16 protein-coding genes are annotated in these 16,725 nt (G+C 70.5%); 4 read left to right on the top strand and 12 right to left on the bottom strand.

Going from position 1 to position 16,725, the window contains the following annotated elements:
- The first annotated feature begins 19 nt into the window (after positions 1 to 19).
- Positions 20 to 1,255 (top strand): AI-2E family transporter, encoded by a 1,236-nt coding sequence (locus KAF39_RS04960; RefSeq protein ID WP_210676221.1) that lies wholly within the window; start codon positions 20 to 22, stop codon positions 1,253 to 1,255.
- A gap of 165 nt (positions 1,256 to 1,420) precedes the next feature.
- On the opposite strand, the gene KAF39_RS04955 is transcribed toward KAF39_RS04960, so the two are convergent.
- The 10 genes from KAF39_RS04955 to KAF39_RS04910 form a co-directional block, all read right to left on the bottom strand.
- Positions 1,421 to 2,341, bottom strand: coding sequence for an ABC transporter substrate-binding protein (locus KAF39_RS04955; RefSeq protein WP_210676220.1), 921 nt, complete (start codon positions 2,339 to 2,341; stop codon positions 1,421 to 1,423).
- Positions 2,342 to 2,376: 35 nt separating this feature from the next.
- Positions 2,377 to 3,096 carry an ABC transporter permease gene (locus tag KAF39_RS04950; protein WP_210676219.1) on the bottom strand — a complete coding sequence of 240 codons (720 nt, stop codon included), beginning with the start codon at positions 3,094 to 3,096 and terminating at the stop codon, positions 2,377 to 2,379.
- On the bottom strand, positions 3,093 to 3,776 hold the full coding sequence (locus tag KAF39_RS04945; RefSeq protein WP_210676218.1) for an ABC transporter permease: 684 nt from the start codon (positions 3,774 to 3,776) through the stop codon (positions 3,093 to 3,095). Before KAF39_RS04945 ends, KAF39_RS04950 begins: the two co-directional genes overlap by 4 nt.
- Entirely contained in the window at positions 3,773 to 4,633 is an 861-nt protein-coding gene (locus tag KAF39_RS04940) for an ABC transporter ATP-binding protein (protein WP_210676217.1), read from the bottom strand. Before KAF39_RS04940 ends, KAF39_RS04945 begins: the two co-directional genes overlap by 4 nt.
- A 53-nt stretch (positions 4,634 to 4,686) precedes the next feature.
- Entirely contained in the window at positions 4,687 to 4,989 is a 303-nt protein-coding gene (locus KAF39_RS04935; RefSeq protein WP_060922325.1) for a DUF427 domain-containing protein, read from the bottom strand.
- A 135-nt stretch (positions 4,990 to 5,124) separates the two neighbouring features.
- Entirely contained in the window at positions 5,125 to 6,561 is a 1,437-nt protein-coding gene (locus tag KAF39_RS04930) for an NAD(P)/FAD-dependent oxidoreductase (protein ID WP_210676216.1), read from the bottom strand.
- Between the two features lie 432 nt (positions 6,562 to 6,993).
- Positions 6,994 to 7,572: a biotin transporter BioY gene (locus KAF39_RS04925; RefSeq protein WP_210676215.1), complete on the bottom strand. Its 579-nt coding sequence runs from the start codon at positions 7,570 to 7,572 to the stop codon at positions 6,994 to 6,996.
- Positions 7,573 to 7,647: 75 nt separating this feature from the next.
- A complete protein-coding gene (locus tag KAF39_RS04920) occupies positions 7,648 to 9,021 on the bottom strand; it encodes an MFS transporter (protein WP_210676214.1) in 1,374 nt (457 codons plus the stop codon).
- A gap of 68 nt (positions 9,022 to 9,089) precedes the next feature.
- Entirely contained in the window at positions 9,090 to 10,193 is a 1,104-nt protein-coding gene (locus KAF39_RS04915; protein WP_210676213.1) for a beta-propeller fold lactonase family protein, read from the bottom strand.
- A gap of 11 nt (positions 10,194 to 10,204) precedes the next feature.
- Entirely contained in the window at positions 10,205 to 11,491 is a 1,287-nt protein-coding gene (locus tag KAF39_RS04910) for an adenylosuccinate synthase (protein ID WP_210676212.1), read from the bottom strand.
- Positions 11,492 to 11,703: 212 nt separating this feature from the next.
- Here KAF39_RS04910 and KAF39_RS04905 point away from each other — a divergent pair, with 212 nt between their 5' ends.
- Positions 11,704 to 12,387: a Pr6Pr family membrane protein gene (locus KAF39_RS04905; protein ID WP_210676211.1), complete on the top strand. Its 684-nt coding sequence runs from the start codon at positions 11,704 to 11,706 to the stop codon at positions 12,385 to 12,387.
- A gap of 79 nt (positions 12,388 to 12,466) precedes the next feature.
- On the opposite strand, the gene KAF39_RS04900 is transcribed toward KAF39_RS04905, so the two are convergent.
- Entirely contained in the window at positions 12,467 to 13,828 is a 1,362-nt protein-coding gene (locus KAF39_RS04900; protein WP_307805077.1) for an NAD(P)/FAD-dependent oxidoreductase, read from the bottom strand.
- Between the two features lie 232 nt (positions 13,829 to 14,060).
- A complete protein-coding gene (locus KAF39_RS04895) occupies positions 14,061 to 14,438 on the bottom strand; it encodes a hypothetical protein (RefSeq protein WP_210676210.1) in 378 nt (125 codons plus the stop codon).
- 124 nt (positions 14,439 to 14,562) lie between these two features.
- Between KAF39_RS04895 and KAF39_RS04890 the strand changes: the two genes are divergently transcribed.
- Complete coding sequence (locus KAF39_RS04890; RefSeq protein WP_307805076.1) at positions 14,563 to 15,495, top strand: DMT family transporter; 933 nt, start codon at positions 14,563 to 14,565, stop codon at positions 15,493 to 15,495.
- 243 nt (positions 15,496 to 15,738) lie between these two features.
- Positions 15,739 to 16,704, top strand: coding sequence for an AAA family ATPase (locus tag KAF39_RS04885; RefSeq protein WP_374093867.1), 966 nt, complete (start codon positions 15,739 to 15,741; stop codon positions 16,702 to 16,704).
- Positions 16,705 to 16,725: the final 21 nt, after the last annotated feature.

Here is a 16,725-nt window from a genome sequence, read left to right as displayed (position 1 = left end):
TCACCGCTATCGTGTGGTCATGAGCAACGACGAGTCGCCGTCCCCCGCTCCGCACGACGACCGCGGCGTCCCCGCCGTCGACGGTGGCCCCGCTCCCGTCGACGCAGCGCTCGCGGGCGTCGCCGAGGAGGCGCCCGGAGCCCTCACGACGCCGGCCGGGCCGACCAGGCCCGTGGTGATCGAGCCGACCACGCCGAGCCGCTCGTTCTGGACGCGGATCGACCGCCCGTTCGTGTTCGGTTTCCTCGTGACGCTCGGCGGCCTCGGAGCGATCGTCATCGGCATGGCGCTGTCGAACCTCTCCACCGTGCTCATCTACATCGCGCTCGCCCTGTTCGCATCCCTCGGCCTCGACCCGGCGGTGCGTTTCCTGGAACGCCGTGGCCTGTCCCGTGCCCTGGCCGTCGTGACGACCATCCTCGCGCTCATCATCGTCGTCGCCCTCGTCCTGTGGATGATCGTGCCGATCGTCGTGGATCAGATCGCGAGCTTCGTGAAGTCCGTCCCGGGCATGGTCCAGGACTTCACCAAGACCGACCTCTACGGCACCCTCAACAACCAGTTCGGCGATCAGTTCCAGGACCTCGTGTCGGAGGTGCAGAAGTTCCTCTCCGACTTCGGCAACCTGGCGACGATCGGCGGCGGCGCCCTGCAGGTCGGGGCGTCCATCGCCAGCGGCATCTCCGGCGCGATCATCGTCCTCGTGCTGACGCTGTACTTCCTCGCGACGCTGCCCGTCATGCGGCAGGGCCTGCTGCGCCTCGTCCCGGCCCGCGACCGCGAGCAGGCCGGCGACATCTCGCAGCAGATCACGGAGTCGGTCGGTGGGTACGTCATGGGCATGGTCGTCCTCGCGTTCTGCAACGCGACCCTCGCGCTGATCCTGTACTCGGTGCTGGGCCTGCCGTTCCCGCCGCTCATGGCCGCGATCGCCTTCTGCGTCACGCTCATCCCGCTCGTCGGCTCGGTGCTGTTCTGGATGATCGGCACCATCCTCGCCCTGTTCACGAACCCGATCGCCGCCCTGGTGTTCGCCGGCGTCTACCTCGTCTACATGCAGATCGAGGCGTACGTGCTCACCCCGCGGGTCATGAACAAGGCCGTCGCGGTGCCGGGCTCGCTCGTTGTCATCGGTGCCCTCGCCGGGGGCACGCTCCTCGGCCTCCTCGGCGCTCTCGTGGCCGTCCCCGTGACCGCCTCGATCCTCATCATCATCAAGCAGGTGGTCGTGCCCAAGCAGGACGCCCGTACCTGACTCAGCCGCCTTCCCCGCGCACAACGGCGGAGATCCGGGGCGACACCCCGCCGTCCGGGGGCGTTCGGCGGCGTGTCGGGCGAGAGCTCCGGAGTTGTGCACGGGGCGGGTGAGAACGACGGAGCGCCCGACCCCTGAGGGCCGGGCGCTCCGCGGGAAGACGACTCAGATGAGGTCGTTGTCCGTGAGCCACTTCTTCGCGATGTCCTCCGCCGACTTCTGGTCGACCGTGCTCTGCACGTTGAGGGCGACGAGCTCCTCGGCGGTCAGCTTGGCGCTGATGCCGTTGATGACGTCGGCGATCTCGTCGGCCACGTCGCTGGACGCGATCGGGACGACGTTCGAGGCGAGGATGATGTTCTCCGGGTCCTCCAGGGCCACGATGTCCTCGGTCTGGAACGCCGGGTCGGCGGAGTAGATGTCCGCGACCTGGATCTCACCGGCGAGCAGCGACTCCAGCGTGGTCGGGCCGGTGGCCGAGAATGCCAGGTCGACGCCGTAGACCTCCTTGGCCGCGGCCGGCCCGTACGGACGCTGCTCGAACTCCGGGGCCGCGCCGATGGTGACCGGGGTGGTCACGTCCGCGAGGTCGGCGATCGAGGTGAGGTCGTTCTCCTCGGCGAAGCTCTTGAGTACCGTGTAGGTGTCCTGGTCGGACGCCTCGGCGTAGTCGAGCGCCGTGAGACCTTCGGGGAGCGCATCCTGCAGGGCGGCGTAGACGTCGTCCGGGCTCGTGGCGGTCGCATCCTTGTCCAGGTACTCGAGCAGGTTGCCCGTGTACTCCGGGAACAGGTCGATCGCCCCGGACTCGACGTCCGGCATGTAGGCGTCGCGCTGACCGATGCTGAACTGACGATCGACGTCGAAGTCCGCGGCCTCGAGCGCCTGCGCGTAGATCTCGGCGATGATCTCGTTCGAGTAGTACGCCTGCGAGCCGATGACGATGGTGTCGCTGCCACCCCCGTCTCCGGCGTCGTCGGTAGGTGCGTCCAGCGGGTTGCTGTTGGCGCAGCCGGAGAGCGCGAGCGCGGCGGCGAGTGCGACGCCGCCGGCAAGGGCGAGGCGGGACTTTCGTGCGGTGAACATGGGACTTCCTCTTCTCTGGGGGACGATGCTGTGGGTCAGGCGGTCGCGGCCGTGGGCGCTGCCGACCGGGATCGACGGCGTTGCGGACGCGTGCGCACGCCCCGCGGGACGGAAGCGTGCTGGGCGAGGGCGAGCAGGAGGTCGACGAGGAGCGCGAGCACCGCGACGAGGATCGCGCCACCGAGCACCTGGTCGAAACGACGGAGCGGGATGCCCTGGATGATGGGCCAGCCGAGGCCGCCGAGGTTCACGTACGCGGCGATGGTGACCGTGGCGATGACCTGAAGGAGCGCCGACCGGAGTCCGCCGACGAGGAGAGGCATCCCGAGCGGCACCTCCACCTTCCAGAACACCTGCCAGCCGGTCATCCCCATCGCCCGCGCCGCGTCGATGGTGCGACGATCGACTGCCTCCAGTCCGGTGTACGCGCCGGCGAGGAGGGAGGGGATCGCCAGAATGACGAACGTGATGATCGCCGCCAGCGGTGTGCGTAGCACCCCCAGCAGGAGTACCAGCAGGACCATCAGGCCGAACGACGGGATCGCACGTGCTGCTCCGGAGACGGCGACCGCGACCTCCCGCCCCTTGCCCGTGTGTCCGATGAGCCACCCCAGCGGGACCGCGATGACGGCGGCGATCAGTACCGAGACGATCGTGTAGAACACATGCTGGCCGAACAGCACCGGAAGCGAGTAGGAGCCGACCCAGCGGTCGGGGGAGAAGAGCCACGCGAAGGCCTCAGTGAAGACGTTCATGCGGCCGTCCTCAGAGCGATCGTCCGGCGCGCCGCGGCGGGGGTGGCTGCCGCCCGGGTCCACGGCATGAGGGCACGGCCGAGAAGCACCAGCAGCAGGTCGATGACGAGGGCGATGACGACGACGGCCACGATGCCCGTGAACACCTCGGCGAGGATGCGGCGCTGGAGACCATTCGTGAACAGGTAGCCCAGGTTCGTGACGCCGACGAGGATCCCGACTGTCGCCAGCGAGATCGTGCTCACGGCGGCCACCCGCAGGCCCGCGAGAATGACCGGTCCGGCAAGCGGGAAATCCACCGTCCAGAAGCGGCGGAACCCGCCGTACCCCATGGCGACCGCCGACTGCCGAATGGCGGGGTCGACCGAGTCCAGGCCGTCGGACACGGCGCGCACGAGGATCGCGACCGCGTAGATGGTGAGGCCGATGACGAGGTTGGCCGGGCTCCGAGCCGGGTAGCCCGCCACCGACGGCAGCAGGATGAGGAGCGCCAGGGACGGGATCGTGTACAGCAGACCGGTCAGCACGATGACCGGTCCCTTGACGAGCTGATAGCGCCAGGCCACCCATCCCAGCGGCAGTGCCAGCACGAAGCCGAGCACGATGGCGATCGCACTCTGCTGCAGATGCACGGCGGTGAGCTCGAGGATCAGCCCGAGGTTGTCGCCGACCCAGTTCACGGGGCCGCCTTCACCGTGTCGGCTCCGTCGGCGACGCCCTCCGGCGCATCGACGATCGCCCCCTGCGTACGGCCCTCGGAGTCCACGACCACGATGCCGCGCGGCGTCTGCTTGAGGTGCAGCGCACGGCGGCCGCGGTCGGCTCCGATGAAGGAGGAGACGAAGTCGTCGGCCGGGTTCTCGATGATCTCGCTCGGGCTGCCCACCTGCACGATCCGGGCGCCCTTGTCGAGGATGACGACCTGGTCGCCGAGAAGGAACGCCTCGTCGATGTCGTGCGTGACGAAGACGACCGTCTTGTCGAGCTCGTGCTGCAGACGCAGGGTCTCCTGCTGCAGGTCGGCGCGGACGATCGGGTCGACCGCACCGAACGGCTCGTCCATGAGGAGGATGTTCGGGTCGGCGGCGAGCCCGCGAGCCACCCCGACGCGCTGCTGCTGCCCACCCGACAACTGGCTCGGGTAGCGCTCGGCGAGCGCCTGGTCGAGGCCGACCGTCGTGAGCAGCTCGCGCGCCCGCTCATGCGCCTGCTTGCGCTTCACCCCGTTCAGCCGCAGCACCGTGGCGACGTTGTCGATGACGGTGAAGTGCGGCATGAGCCCGGAGTTCTGCATGACATAGCCGATGCGGCGGCGCAGCGCGACCGGGTCACCCGACAGCACGCTCTCGCCGTCGATCTCGACCTCCCCCGAGGTCGGCTCGACCATGCGGTTGATCATGCGCAGCAACGTGGTCTTGCCGCAGCCGGATGATCCGACGAACACGGTCGTCTTGCGGGAAGGCAGCACGAGGCTGAAGTCGTCCACGGCGAGCGTCCCGTCGGGGAAGCGCTTCGTGACGTTGCGGAACTCGATCATGAGGGGGTCTTCTCCGACGGTCGTGCGGGCGTGCGGTCGTTCGTCGTGCGGGACTAGGCCGAGACCTCGACGCCCGGGGCGAAGGCGACGTAGCCGGAAAAGTCCTTGCCGACGCGGTCGAACGCCGACGGGTACGGATGCGGGTACGACCACGCGAGATCCTTGTGCAGCTCTCCGTCGACCTGGACGGAGTAGTACTGGCACTCGCCCTTCCACGGACAGGTGTAGGGGGTGGGGCTCTCGACGAGCGCGTCGGGCGCGACGGATGCCGGCGGGAAGTACCAGTTCCCCTCGATGCGGATGAGGTCGTCCTGGTCGGCCTCGGCGATGACGTTTCCTGCGAGTACAGCCTTCATGGTCCTGCCTCCTCGGATGTGGGTTCGAGCGTATAAGACGGGTACGACATCCGGCACCGGGTTGCGCGCGGGGTCGTCAATCTGGGACACATTGCGCGTTCTGTTCGTGACGGGCCCGGAAACGGATTGGCGGGGTCAGGCCGAGTCGCGTCCGTACCCCTCCAGCAGCCGCAACCAGATCTCGCTGATCGTGGGATACGAGGGCACGGCGTGCCAGAGCCGGGCGATCGGGACCTCGCCGACGATCGCGATGGTCGCCGCCTGCACCAGCTCGGCGACCTCTGGTCCGACGAAGGTCGCACCGATCACGACGTCGCGGTCGGTGTCGACGACCAGCCGCGCCTGCCCGGCGAAGCCGTCCTCATAGAGGCTCGCGCCCGCCACCCAGCCGAGGTCGTAGTCGACGACGTGGACTGCGGTGCCGGCCTCGCGGGCCGCGGCCTCGGTGAGCCCGACCGATCCGACCTCGGGCATCGAGAACGTGACCTGCGGCACAGCGGAGTGATCGGCCGTGGCGACGTGACGGCCCCAGGGGGCGTCGTCGACCGCCTCGCCCTTCGCCCGCGCGGCGATGACATCGCCCGCCGCCCGCGCCTGGTATTTGCCCTGGTGTGTCAGCAGCACGCGCCCGTTGACGTCGCCCACGGCGTAGAGCCAGTCGTGCCCCGGGACGCGCAGGGTGTCGTCCGTTTCGATCCAGCGGCCCGGCTCGAGCCCGACGACGTCGAGCCCGATGTCCGCGCTGCGCGGTGAGCGGCCGGTCGCGACGAGCACCTCCGCCGCCGTCACGGTCTCCCCGTCGTCGAGCGTGATCGTCACCCGTCCGCCGTCGCGGTGCACCGCGGTCGTCCCGGTGTCGGTGCGGACGTCGACGCCGAGTTCCCGGAGCCCGTCGGCGACGCGCTCTCCGGCGAAGGGCTCCATCCCTCCGAGCAGCCCGCTGCGCGCGAGCAGCGTGACCGACGAGCCGAGCGCGGCGTACGCGGTGGCCATCTCGACCGCGACGACACCGCCGCCGATCACCGCGAGGCTCTCGGGGACCTCTTCGGCGCTGGTCGCCTCGCGGCTCGTCCACGGCGCCGCCTCCCGCAGACCCTCGATGGGCGGGATGACGGCATCCGAGCCGGTGCTGATCGCGACCGCGTGACGCGCACGCAGGACCCGCGTGCCGCCGTCCGGGTCGGTCACCGTCACCTCGCGCTCCCCCGTCAGCCGGCCGTGGCCGCGGGCGAGGTCGATGTGAGCCGACTCGAGCCACTTCACCTGTCCGTCGTCGGACCAGTTGCTCGTGAAGGAGTCACGGCGTGCGAACACAGCGCGCACGTCCAGCCCCCCGGTCACCGCCTCCGCGGCGCCCGGGACATGCTGTGCGGCCCGGAGCGCCTGGGCGGAGCGGAGCAACGCCTTCGAGGGCATGCAGGCCCAGTACGAGCACTCGCCGCCCACGAGCTCGCTCTCCACGATGATCGCCGTGAGGCCCCCCTGCACGGCGCGGTCGGCCACATTCTCCCCGACCGGGCCACCGCCCAGGACGATGAGGTCGTATTCGTCGGTCTTCTCGGCAGCACTCATGCTCGCCCCTCTCGTGGCCGCGGCGGTCCGTGGCCCAGTCTCGCTCATGACGAACGTCGAGTCACGGGTGAGTTGTTCCCGGCCACCGATATACGGGTCCATCTGTCGTCGGCCCCGAGTCCCCGCTGCCCGCCCCGCGGACGCCTGCACGACCCCGCGACACCTGCACGACCCGGACCGGGCATGGATCCTGCCCCGTCTGCACGACCCGAAGACGGATGCACGACCCGGACGGGGCATGGATCCCGCCCCGTCTGCACGACCCGAAGACGGATGCACGACCGGGATGGGACTACCGGCCCGCAGACGTGCCCCTGTCGTGCATCCGGAACGGGATCGGCGGCGCGGATACCGGGGGACGGTCGGAGGACGGTCGGGGGACGGTCGGGGGACGAACGACGGGACCGGGCCGGGCCGGGCCCGCCGGGGGCGTCAGGCGAGGGCGGGGCGGAGGGGACGGTGGTCGGCGAAGGCCCGGGGGTAGGCGCGGCGGAGGGCGACGACGAGGAGGGTGGCTGCGGTCACCTTGATGAGGTCACCGGGCAGGAAGGCCAGCGTGGAGAGGGCGGTGAGGTCGAGCGGGACCCCGGTGACGAGAGCCTGCACGGGGATGCCGAAGGCGTAGACGACGAGCACACCCCCGACGAACGCGGCGATCGCGGCGCGCCACCAGGTCGGTCGGCCGGTGCGCATCAGGAGCCCGATCACCACGACACCGGCGATCCACCCGAGCAGGTATCCGGCCGTCGGCCCGACGAAGACCCCGAGCCCTCCGCGCCCGCCGGCGAGGACCGGGAGGCCGAGCGCCGCCAGCAGCAGGACCAGGGCGACCGACCACGGTGCGACCCGCGGCCCGAGCACGAGACCGGCCAGCATGACGGCGAGGGTCTGGCCTGTGATGGGCACGCCGCCGGGGAGCGGGACGACGACCGTGCCGAGCACGATGATGAGAGCGGCGAAGACGGCCACCCGGCCGAGCATGGCCGAGGTGTCGCGGGGAGTGGGTGCCATCGGCTGTGTCCTTCCTGAACGGTGTTCACCTGAACACCGTTCATCACAGTAGGGAAGCCGCCCTCCCGTCGCAAATCAGGTTCCCGCGCGCGTTCGCGGAGCCAGGACGGCCGCTCCGGCGCCCACCACCGCGGCGAGCGCGAACACCCCGACGAACGGATCAGCCGTCGTCGCCCCGAGTGCGGCGAAGAGCGCGCCCGTGACCGCAAGGGCGAGCGCACTGCCGAACGAGTCGGCGACGGTCATCGCCCCGCTGTTGAACCCCTGCTCCGCGGGAGACGACATGGCCAGCACGAGGGCGCTGGTCCGGGGACTCATCAGCCCCATCCCGGCGCCGGCGACGACCCAGGCGAGGGCGGCGAGCAGCGCCGACGCCTGCATCACGGTGATCACCAGGACGAGCGTGATTCCGATGACCACGAGGACCGTTCCCACCCGCACCGCCGTCACGCTCGACAGGCGCTCGCCCATCCGACCCTGGACGGTCGCCGCCGCCGACCAGGCGAGCGCACCCCCGGTCAGCGCGAGCCCCGCGAGGGTCGGCGACAGCAGGTAGCGGTCGGTCAGCAGGTACGGCAGGTAGATCTGCGCCCCGAAGAACGCCGCCGCGCCGAGCCCGCGCACGAGGATCACCGACGGCAGCCCCCGTCGGGCGAGGAGCGCGCCGCGCGGGAGGAGGGAGCGCACCGCTGCGATCGCGACGATCACCGCGGCCGCCGAGAGGAACGGCCCGGCGACAGGGACATCGCCCACGAGGTCGAGTGCGAGCACCGCGACGGCGGCGAGCACCGACCATCCCAGCCGTCCGAGCGCCCAGGGCACGCTCGCATCTCCGCTGCGTGTGAGGCCGCGGAGGGCCGGCACGACCATCATCAGCGCGAGCACGACGAGCACCACAACGCCGAGGAACACCCAATGCCAGCTCCACACCTCCGTGACCGCGCCCGCGATCGTCGGACCGATGAGGGAGGGGATCACCCAGGCGGCGGCGAACCCGGCGAAGATCGCCGGATGCAGGGAGGTCGGATACACCCGGGCGACCACGACGTAGAGAGCCACCATGAGCCCGCCGTTGCCGAGGCCCTGCGCGAAGCGTCCCGCGACGAGGATCTCCATGGTCGGCGCGAGCCCCGCGACGAGCAGGCCAACCGTGAACTGGCCGACGGACGTGTACAGCGGCGCCACCGGGCCCCGCCGGTCCGACCAGTTGCCAGCCAGGACCATGCCGATCACGCTCGTCGCGAGCGGTCCGGCGAAGGCCAGCGCGTACAGCCGCTCGCCGTCGAGGTCGGCGCTCACCGCCGGCATCACCGTGGTGACCGCCAGCGATTCGAAGGCGCCGAGGAACACGAGGGCGCACGCGCCGATCGTGATCCAGACGTACTCGCCGCCGAGGATGCGCGGCGGGGCGGGCAGGGACGGCGCGGGGCGCCCGGTCTCGGTCGTCATGAGGACGACGCTAGAACCTCAAGAATGGTTGAGGTCAAGTCGGGAACGGCCGAGGCTCCGGAGCGGGCTCAGTGGAGCGGGAGGATGCTCGTCGGCGCCGGGGCCTGCGCCTCGTGCCGGACCCCGAGCGGGGCCCCGGTGCGGTCGTCGAGGTCGAGCAGCGTCACGGTGTCGGAGCGCTGACCGGCGACGAGGAGCTTGCCCTGGTAGACGAGGTGGTGGCGCGGCCAGTCGACCCCGGAATCGGCGAGCGCGACGGGCTCCAGCCCCTCCCCGCTGCCGCGCACCCGCAGCGCCGCGATCGTGTTGCTGCCGCGGAGGGCGGTGTAGAGGAACCGGCCGTCCTTCGAGCGGGCGAGCTCGGCGGGGAAGTCCGCGCCGACCTGCGCGATGGGGCTGGCCGGGGCCGAGGAGACAACGCTCCACGTGCCGTCGGCGGCGGCCGCAAGGGTGAAGACCTCGCACGAGTACTCGGTCACGACGTGCAGGTGACCACTCGGATGCACGACCATGTGTCGCGGGCCGGTGCCGCGCGGCAGCACGACCTCCTGGTCGAGGACGAGACCGTTGCCCTGCAGACGCCAGAACCGGACGAGATCGAAGCCGAGATCGGTCGTGACCACGCGCCCGTCCGGCAGGAAGGCGGCGGCGTGCGCGTGCGACGCGCGGTCCGCGGCGTCATACGGATCGACCGCGGCGATGCCGTCACCGGCGGGAGTCTTCGGAGCCGCGTCCGGGTCGCCGTCGCCGAACAGGGCGGCACGCAGGGCTGCGGCCGCATCCTCCTTCGCCGGAACGAGCCGACCGTCGGCCGCGAGCCCGAAGCGGACGACTCGCCCGTCGCCGTAGCAGCTGGCGACGAGCGTCTGACCGTTCGGCGACACCGCGAGATGGCAGACGCCGTCCCCGGTCGCCACCGGATCGCCGAGCGGCGTGAGCGCCAGCTCCCCGGTGCGCGCGAACGCCTGCACCGCGGCGTCGCCCTCCAGCGCCGCATACACGACGTCGAGGGATGGGTGTGCCGCGAGCCACGACGGCGACGGCGTCTGCGTCACCGGCCCGCGGTAGGCGAGCGTCGTCGCCTCACGACCCTCGTCTCCCGCCAGCGCGCCGATCCCCTCGGCAGAGCCCTCCATCGCCGGGCCGTAGCCCCCGAGCCAGAAGCGCGTCATGCTCGCTCCGTTCAGTCGAGCAGGTCGTGGCGCACGATCACCTGATCGCGCTCCGGACCGACGCCGATGACCGAGATGCGCGTGTTGCTCATCTCCTCCAGCGCGAGCACGTAGTCCTGCGCCGTCTGCGGAAGGTCCTCGAAGGTCCGCGCGGTCGAGATGTCCTCGCTCCAGCCTGGGAAGTACTCCAGGATCGGCTTCGCGTGGTGGAAGTCGGTCTGGTTCACCGGCACCTCGTCGAACCGCTCACCGTCGACGTCGTAGGCCACGCACACCGGGATCTTCTCGAGCCCGGTGAGGATGTCGAGCTTGGTGAGCACCAGGTCGGTGATGCCGTTGATGCGCGTGGCGTAACGGGTGATGGGCGCGTCGTACCAGCCCACCCGGCGCGGACGCCCGGTGGTGGTGCCGAACTCGAAGCCCTGCTTGCGCAGCCACTCGCCCTGCTCGTCGAACAGCTCGGTCGGGAACGGCCCGGACCCGACGCGGGTCGTATACGCCTTGACGATGCCGACGATGCGGTCGAGTGCGCCGGGGCCGACCCCGGAGCCGGTCGAGGCGCCGCCGGCCGTGGCCGAGGACGACGTGACGAACGGGTAGGTGCCGTGATCGATGTCGAGCATCGTGGCCTGGCCCCCCTCGAACACGACGACCTCGCCGCGGCTCAGGGCCTGATCGATGAGGTAGCCGGTGTCGGCGACCATCGGCCGCAGCCGCTCGGCGTAGGAGAGCAGGTCCTCCACGATCTCGTCGCAGGTGACGGCACGACGGTTGAAGACCTTCACCAGGAGGTGGTTCTTCTGGTCGAGGGCGCCCTCGACCTTCTGCCGCAGGATGTTCTCGTCGAAGAGGTCCTGCACGCGGATGCCGACGCGGTTGATCTTGTCGGCGTAGGCCGGACCGATGCCTCGACCCGTGGTGCCGATGTTGCGCTTGCCGAGGAAGCGCTCGGTGACCTTGTCGAGCGTGCGGTGGTACTGGGTGATGATGTGCGCGTTGGCGCTGACCTTGAGCCGCGAGACGTCGATGCCGCGCGCGGACAGGGCCTCCAGCTCGGAGAAGAGCACCTCGAGGTCGATGACCACGCCGTTGCCGATGACCGGGTTCACACCGGGCGACAGGATGCCGGAGGGCAGCAGGTGCAGGGCGTACTTCTCGTCGCCGACGACGACGGTGTGCCCGGCGTTGTTGCCGCCGTTGAACTTCACCACCCAGTCGGTGCGCTCACCGAGCAGATCGGTGGCCTTGCCCTTTCCTTCGTCGCCCCACTGCACGCCGACGATAACGATTCCTGGCATGGGTAACCCCTTGGCTTTCGCCGGGTTTGCACCGGCCGATGAGCTGGCCCTCTGCGGGCTCTCCCATCCTATCGGCAGGCCTCCGACAGCCTCCCGAGGCGCGATACGGGACGGAATACGCTCCTCCCCCGGGCGGCGGCGGCACGTTCTCGATCCCGCACCGCGCCGGGAGGGATGCCGGGTCGCCCGCTACAGTGGCGACGGAGGTGGCGATGACGCGGTGGTGGCCCTACGTCCGGCTCTCGGCGGCGGCGCTCGCGGTGGCGGCGATCGTCGCCCAGCTCGTGCGGACCCTGGAGATCGCCCTCGCCGCGGACACCGCGTGGGGCGCGCACCTACCCACCGTGGTCGCGAACTTCTTCAGCTTCTTCACGATCCTCTCCAACGTGCTGGCAGCGGTGGTGCTGGCCGTCGGCGGGATCTGGGGGCTGACCCACCGAGACGCCCGGGTCGAGCCGCGGTGGCTGGCGACGCTCCTCGTGTGCGCGAGCACCTACATGATCGTGACGGGCGTCGTCTACAACACGCTGCTCCGCGGGATCGCGCTGCCGCAGGGGACCACGGTCGCGTGGTCGAACGAGGTGCTGCACGTCGTCATCCCGCTCGTCCTGCTCGCCGACGTGCTGTTCGCGCCGCGTCGTCGTGCCCTCGGCTGGGGCACCGTGGGGATCGCCGCGATCTTCCCGATCGTGTGGGTGGTCTACACGCTGCTCCGCGCGAACCTCGTGACCGCTCCCGCCACCGGGAACCCGTGGTGGTACCCGTACCCCTTCCTCGATCCCGCGCTGAACGGCGGCTACGGCGGCGTCGCGCTCTGGGTGCTCCTCATCGCCGCGATCATCCTCGCCACTGCCGCGCTGGTCGTGGGGATCGGCCGGCGTCGGGCCCGGCCGTGACCCACCCCTTTCCGTGCGCCCCACCCCCTTGCGCACGTACGAAAAGGGGTGGGGCGGCCGGAAGGGGGTGGGTCGGCGATCAGACGAGGAGAGCGTCGGCCTCGAGGTAGCGCTCGAGGGAGTCGTCGAGCTCCTCCAGCCACGGGGTGTGATGTGCGGCCGCGAGCGTCCCGGTCATGACGGAGGGGTACACGCGGTCGCGGTAGCCCATGATGTCGGCCTTCTTGTCGCGCTTCCACGCGAGGAAGATCTCCACGACTCGATCGATGTCGAACGCCGGGTAATCGGTGCACTCCAGCAGGTCGCGGATGTAGTCGGCCTGGAAACGGATCTCCGCCGCGGCCGAGTCGATCCGCGCGAACCGCTCCCGCCACGCCGCGATCGACGCGGCGCGCTCCGCCTCATCGGGCAGGGCGATCCGGCCGAGGATGACGTCGCGCACGAACCAGGCCTGTGCGTCGAACATGTTGAACGTGAACCACTGATCCTGCGCGCCGAGGTATGCCAGGCGCGGGTTGCCCTGCCAGAGCACACCCCGGTACAGCCCGTCGGGGTAGACGTTGTTCGGCGAGGACAGGGCGAGCTCCGCGGGCAGGAACGGGTACTTGTGCAGGTAGCCGGTGCAGAGGATGACGGCGTCGACCTCCTTCGAGGTGCCGTCGGCGAAGTGCACGGTACGGCCCTCGAAGCGCTCGACGCACGGGCGCTCCTCGAAGCCCTCCGGCCAGTCGTAGCCCATCGGCGCGGTCCGGTAGCTCGCGGTGACCGAGCGGGCACCCATCTTGAAGGCCTGGCTGCCGATGTCCTCCGCCGAGTAGCTCGATCCGATCACCAGCACGTCCCGCCCGGCGAGCGCCTCGGCACCCCGGAAGTCGTGCGCGTGGGCGACCGATCCGGGGAAGGTCTCGATGCCGTCGAAGTGCGGCACGTTCGGGAAGGAGAAGTGCCCGCTGGCCACGACCACGCGGTCGAACTCCTCCGTGGTCGTGCGCCCGGTGGGCAGGTGCTCGCTGGTGAGGCGGAACACCTCACGGTCTGCGTCGAACTCCACCCAGCGCACCGCCGTCTGGAAGCGGATGAGGTCGCGCACCCGCGTCTTCGCGAGACGCCCGGCGATGTAGTCCCACAGCACCGGACGCGGCGGGTACGACGAGATCGGCCGGCCGAAGTGCTCGTCGAAGGTGTAGTCGGCGAACTCCAGGGCCTCCTTCGGACCGTTCGACCACAGGTTGCGGTACATGCTGGAGTGCACGGGCTCGCCGTACTCGTCCAGCCCGGTGCGCCAGGTGTAGTTCCACTGGCCGCCCCAGTCGGCCTGCTTCTCGAAGCAGACCAGTTCGGGGATCTCCGCCCCCGCACGGGCCGCGGACTCGAAGGCCCGCAGCTGCGCCATCCCCGAGGGGCCAGCACCGATGATCGCTACTCGTTCACTGTTCGTCACGTATCGTCCTCATACTCTTCCGTCATGTATCGGGCGCAGCCGTATCCGGGAGAGGAGGACAGTTCTTCCCCGGTGGGAGCGGAACGCTCGACCCGCCCGGACAGTGGCTGTCCTTCGACGTTAGCAGTGCGGCTCCGCGGCGCCGGCGGGGCTGCCATCGATACGGGACGGAGAACGTTCCTCCGCGGGTCTCCGGCGGCACGGTTGTGATCCCGCACCGCGGGACTCCGCGTCAGAACACGTACAGCTGACCGAGGATCAGCGTGAGGATGAAGAAGACGACGAAGATCGCCCCGATGATGGCGAGGGTGCGAGCGGAGAGGCGGGCGACCGCCCACCCCACCAGGAACGGCAGGGCGAGGAGCATCAGGGCCACGATCCACCAGAACGCCTGATAACCCGCCGTCGTGGCCTCCGAGAGCCGACCCCCGAACAGCTGTTGCGACAGCGGGTGGGTCGCGAAGCGCACCGCCGCACTGATCGGCACGGCGACGAAGACGAACACGATGAGCCCGATCAACGCCCCCCAGAGGGTGGGGCTTCCGCCTCCGCTGAGGACGCCGCTGTGTCGTTCGACCCCGTCATCCTGGTGCCTGTTCCGTGCTGTCATGAGCACCGATCGTAGGGCGACATCGTCGCTCTTCGGGGGCCTGCGGACGCCGTTCGAGGGCAATCGCCCGGGTGATTCGCCTCCGCGCCTCGCCGATGTCGGTGGGCGGTGCCAGGATCGGACGGTGCGACAGGACGACAGGGCGATGCCGGTGGGCGACCCGCAGAGCGCGCCGACCCGGGCGCCCGGCGCCCTGGTGCTGCTCGCGGCAGCCGTGACGGTGGTGCTCTGGGCGTCGGCGTTCATCGGCATCCGCGGCGCGGGACCGCACTACGATCCCGGTGCTCTGGCGCTGCTGCGGATGGCCGTCGGCACCCTCGTGCTCACCGCGATCGCGCTGCGTCACGGCCTCCGCTTCCCGACCCGGCGGCAGTGGCCGCTCGTGGTGCTGTGGGGAGTCGGGTGGTTCTGCGTCTACAACCTCGCCCTCAACAGTGCCGAGCGCACGCTCGACGCGGGCACCGCGGCGATGGTCGTCAACCTGGCCCCGCTCATGGTCGTCGTCTTCAGCGGGCTGTTCCTACGCGAGGGATTCCCGCGGCCGCTCATCATCGGTGCGCCGATCGCCTTCCTCGGTGTCGTGCTCATCGGCATGAACTCCACCGGCGCCGGCGGACCGGACATCACCGGGCTGCTGCTGGCCCTGCTCGCGGCGGTGATGTACGCGGGGTGCACGCTGCTGCAGAAGCACCTGCTGAGCGACGGGGCCGACGCGACCACCCTGACGTGGCTGGGTGCGGCCGCCGGCACGGTCGCGCTGCTGCCGTGGCTCGGTCCGCTGATCGCCGATGTGCGCTCCGCTCCCCTCGACGCGACCCTGTGGGTGGTCTACCTGGGCGTGTTCCCGACGGCCATCGCCTTCACGACCTGGGCGTACGTGCTGCAGCGCAGCACCGCGGGGAAGACCTCGGCGACGACCTACGTGGTCCCGGCCCTCGCGATCCTGCTGTCGTGGATGATCCTCGGGGAGGTGCCGACCCCGCTCATGTTCGTCGGCGGCGCTCTGTGCCTGCTCGGCGTCCTCATCACGCGGATGCGCGGGAGCCGGCCGCGCTAGCCGTGCTCCCGGCCGCGCCGCGCCGGCGTCGCGCGGATGCGATTACGCTGGTCGGCGGAGGGGCGCGCCGTGCGGGCCCGCGGTGACCGAGGGAGACGAAGACCGATGACCGACGCCGACGCGCAGACCCCGCCGACGATCTCCGCGCCCCCGCCGCCCCCTGCCCCCGCCACGCCTCCCGCTCCGACGGCCACCGCCGCACCGGCTCCGGCCGCCGCGCAGCCCGCGCCGACCGAGGCCGAGATGGCGCGTGCCGCCGCCGTGCTGCGGACGATCTCCGACGCGTACTCCGCCAAGATGGTCGGCCAGGAGCGCCTGCGCACCAGCCTGCTCGTCGCCCTCATCGCCGGCGGCCACATCCTCCTGGAGAGCGTGCCCGGCCTCGCCAAGACCACGGCCGCCAGCACCCTCGCCGACACGGTGAAGGCGAAGTTCAAGCGCATCCAGTGCACGCCCGACCTGCTGCCGAGCGACATCACGGGCAACCAGATCTACGATGCCGCGACGGGCAGCTTCCGCACCGTCCTCGGCCCCGTCCACGCCAACTTCGTGCTGCTCGACGAGATCAACCGCTCCAGCGCGAAGACCCAGAGCGCGATGCTCGAGGCGATGCAGGAGCACCAGACCACCATCGGCGGCGAGATCCACCCGCTGCCGAAGCCGTTCCTCGTGATCGCGACGCAGAACCCCATCGAGCAGGAGGGCACGTACGAGCTGCCCGAGGCGCAGATGGACCGCTTCCTGCTCAAGGAGATCGTGGAGTACCCGAGCCCGGCGGAGGAGTTCGAGATCCTCAGCCGCATCGACTCCGGGGTGCTCGACCCGGACCGGCACGTGCACAGCGCGGTGACGCTCGACGACGTGCACCTGCTGCAGGACGTCGCGAGCTGCATCTACGTCGACCCCGCGATCCGCAACTACATCGTGTCGATCGCGTACGTGACGCGGAACCCGGCCCCGTACATCGGCGAGGAGCGCGCCCGCTACATCAAGTACGGGGCGAGCCCGCGCGCGAGCATCGCCTTCCTGCAGGCCTCCCGCGCCCTCGCGCTCCTCAGCGGCCGGAGCCACGTGCTGCCGGAGGACATCCGCGCCCTACGTCACCTCGTGCTCCGGCACCGCGTGCTGCTGACGTTCGAGGCCGACGCCGAGGGCATCCGCAGCGAGGAGATCATCGACCAGATCTTCGCCGCCGTGCCCACCCCCTGACCTCGACCCCCTCAGGGACCC

The sequence above is a fragment of the Microbacterium sp. BLY genome (assembly GCF_017939615.1).
GTDB lineage: Bacteria > Actinomycetota > Actinomycetes > Actinomycetales > Microbacteriaceae > Microbacterium.
The sequence above is the reverse complement of the archived record's forward strand: the minus strand, read 5'-3'. Positions and strand labels throughout refer to the sequence as shown.

Excerpts from the sequence above, each read along its gene's own strand:
- KAF39_RS04910 (WP_210676212.1), bottom strand. The coding sequence starts at position 11,491 with ATGCCAGGAATCGTTATCGTCGGCGTGCAGTGGGGCGACGAAGGAAAG.
- KAF39_RS04950 (WP_210676219.1), bottom strand. The coding sequence starts at position 3,096 with ATGAACGTCTTCACTGAGGCCTTCGCGTGGCTCTTCTCCCCCGACCGC.
- KAF39_RS04930 (WP_210676216.1), bottom strand. The coding sequence starts at position 6,561 with ATGAGTGCTGCCGAGAAGACCGACGAATACGACCTCATCGTCCTGGGC.
- KAF39_RS04905 (WP_210676211.1), top strand. The coding sequence starts at position 11,704 with ATGACGCGGTGGTGGCCCTACGTCCGGCTCTCGGCGGCGGCGCTCGCG.
- KAF39_RS04920 (WP_210676214.1), bottom strand. The coding sequence starts at position 9,021 with ATGACGACCGAGACCGGGCGCCCCGCGCCGTCCCTGCCCGCCCCGCCG.
- KAF39_RS04915 (WP_210676213.1), bottom strand. The coding sequence starts at position 10,193 with ATGACGCGCTTCTGGCTCGGGGGCTACGGCCCGGCGATGGAGGGCTCT.
- KAF39_RS04925 (WP_210676215.1), bottom strand. The coding sequence starts at position 7,572 with ATGGCACCCACTCCCCGCGACACCTCGGCCATGCTCGGCCGGGTGGCC.
- KAF39_RS04935 (WP_060922325.1), bottom strand. The coding sequence starts at position 4,989 with ATGAAGGCTGTACTCGCAGGAAACGTCATCGCCGAGGCCGACCAGGAC.
- KAF39_RS04885 (WP_374093867.1), top strand. The coding sequence starts at position 15,739 with ATGGCGCGTGCCGCCGCCGTGCTGCGGACGATCTCCGACGCGTACTCC.
- KAF39_RS04960 (WP_210676221.1), top strand. The coding sequence starts at position 20 with ATGAGCAACGACGAGTCGCCGTCCCCCGCTCCGCACGACGACCGCGGC.
- KAF39_RS04895 (WP_210676210.1), bottom strand. The coding sequence starts at position 14,438 with ATGACAGCACGGAACAGGCACCAGGATGACGGGGTCGAACGACACAGC.
- KAF39_RS04940 (WP_210676217.1), bottom strand. The coding sequence starts at position 4,633 with ATGATCGAGTTCCGCAACGTCACGAAGCGCTTCCCCGACGGGACGCTC.
- KAF39_RS04955 (WP_210676220.1), bottom strand. The coding sequence starts at position 2,341 with ATGTTCACCGCACGAAAGTCCCGCCTCGCCCTTGCCGGCGGCGTCGCA.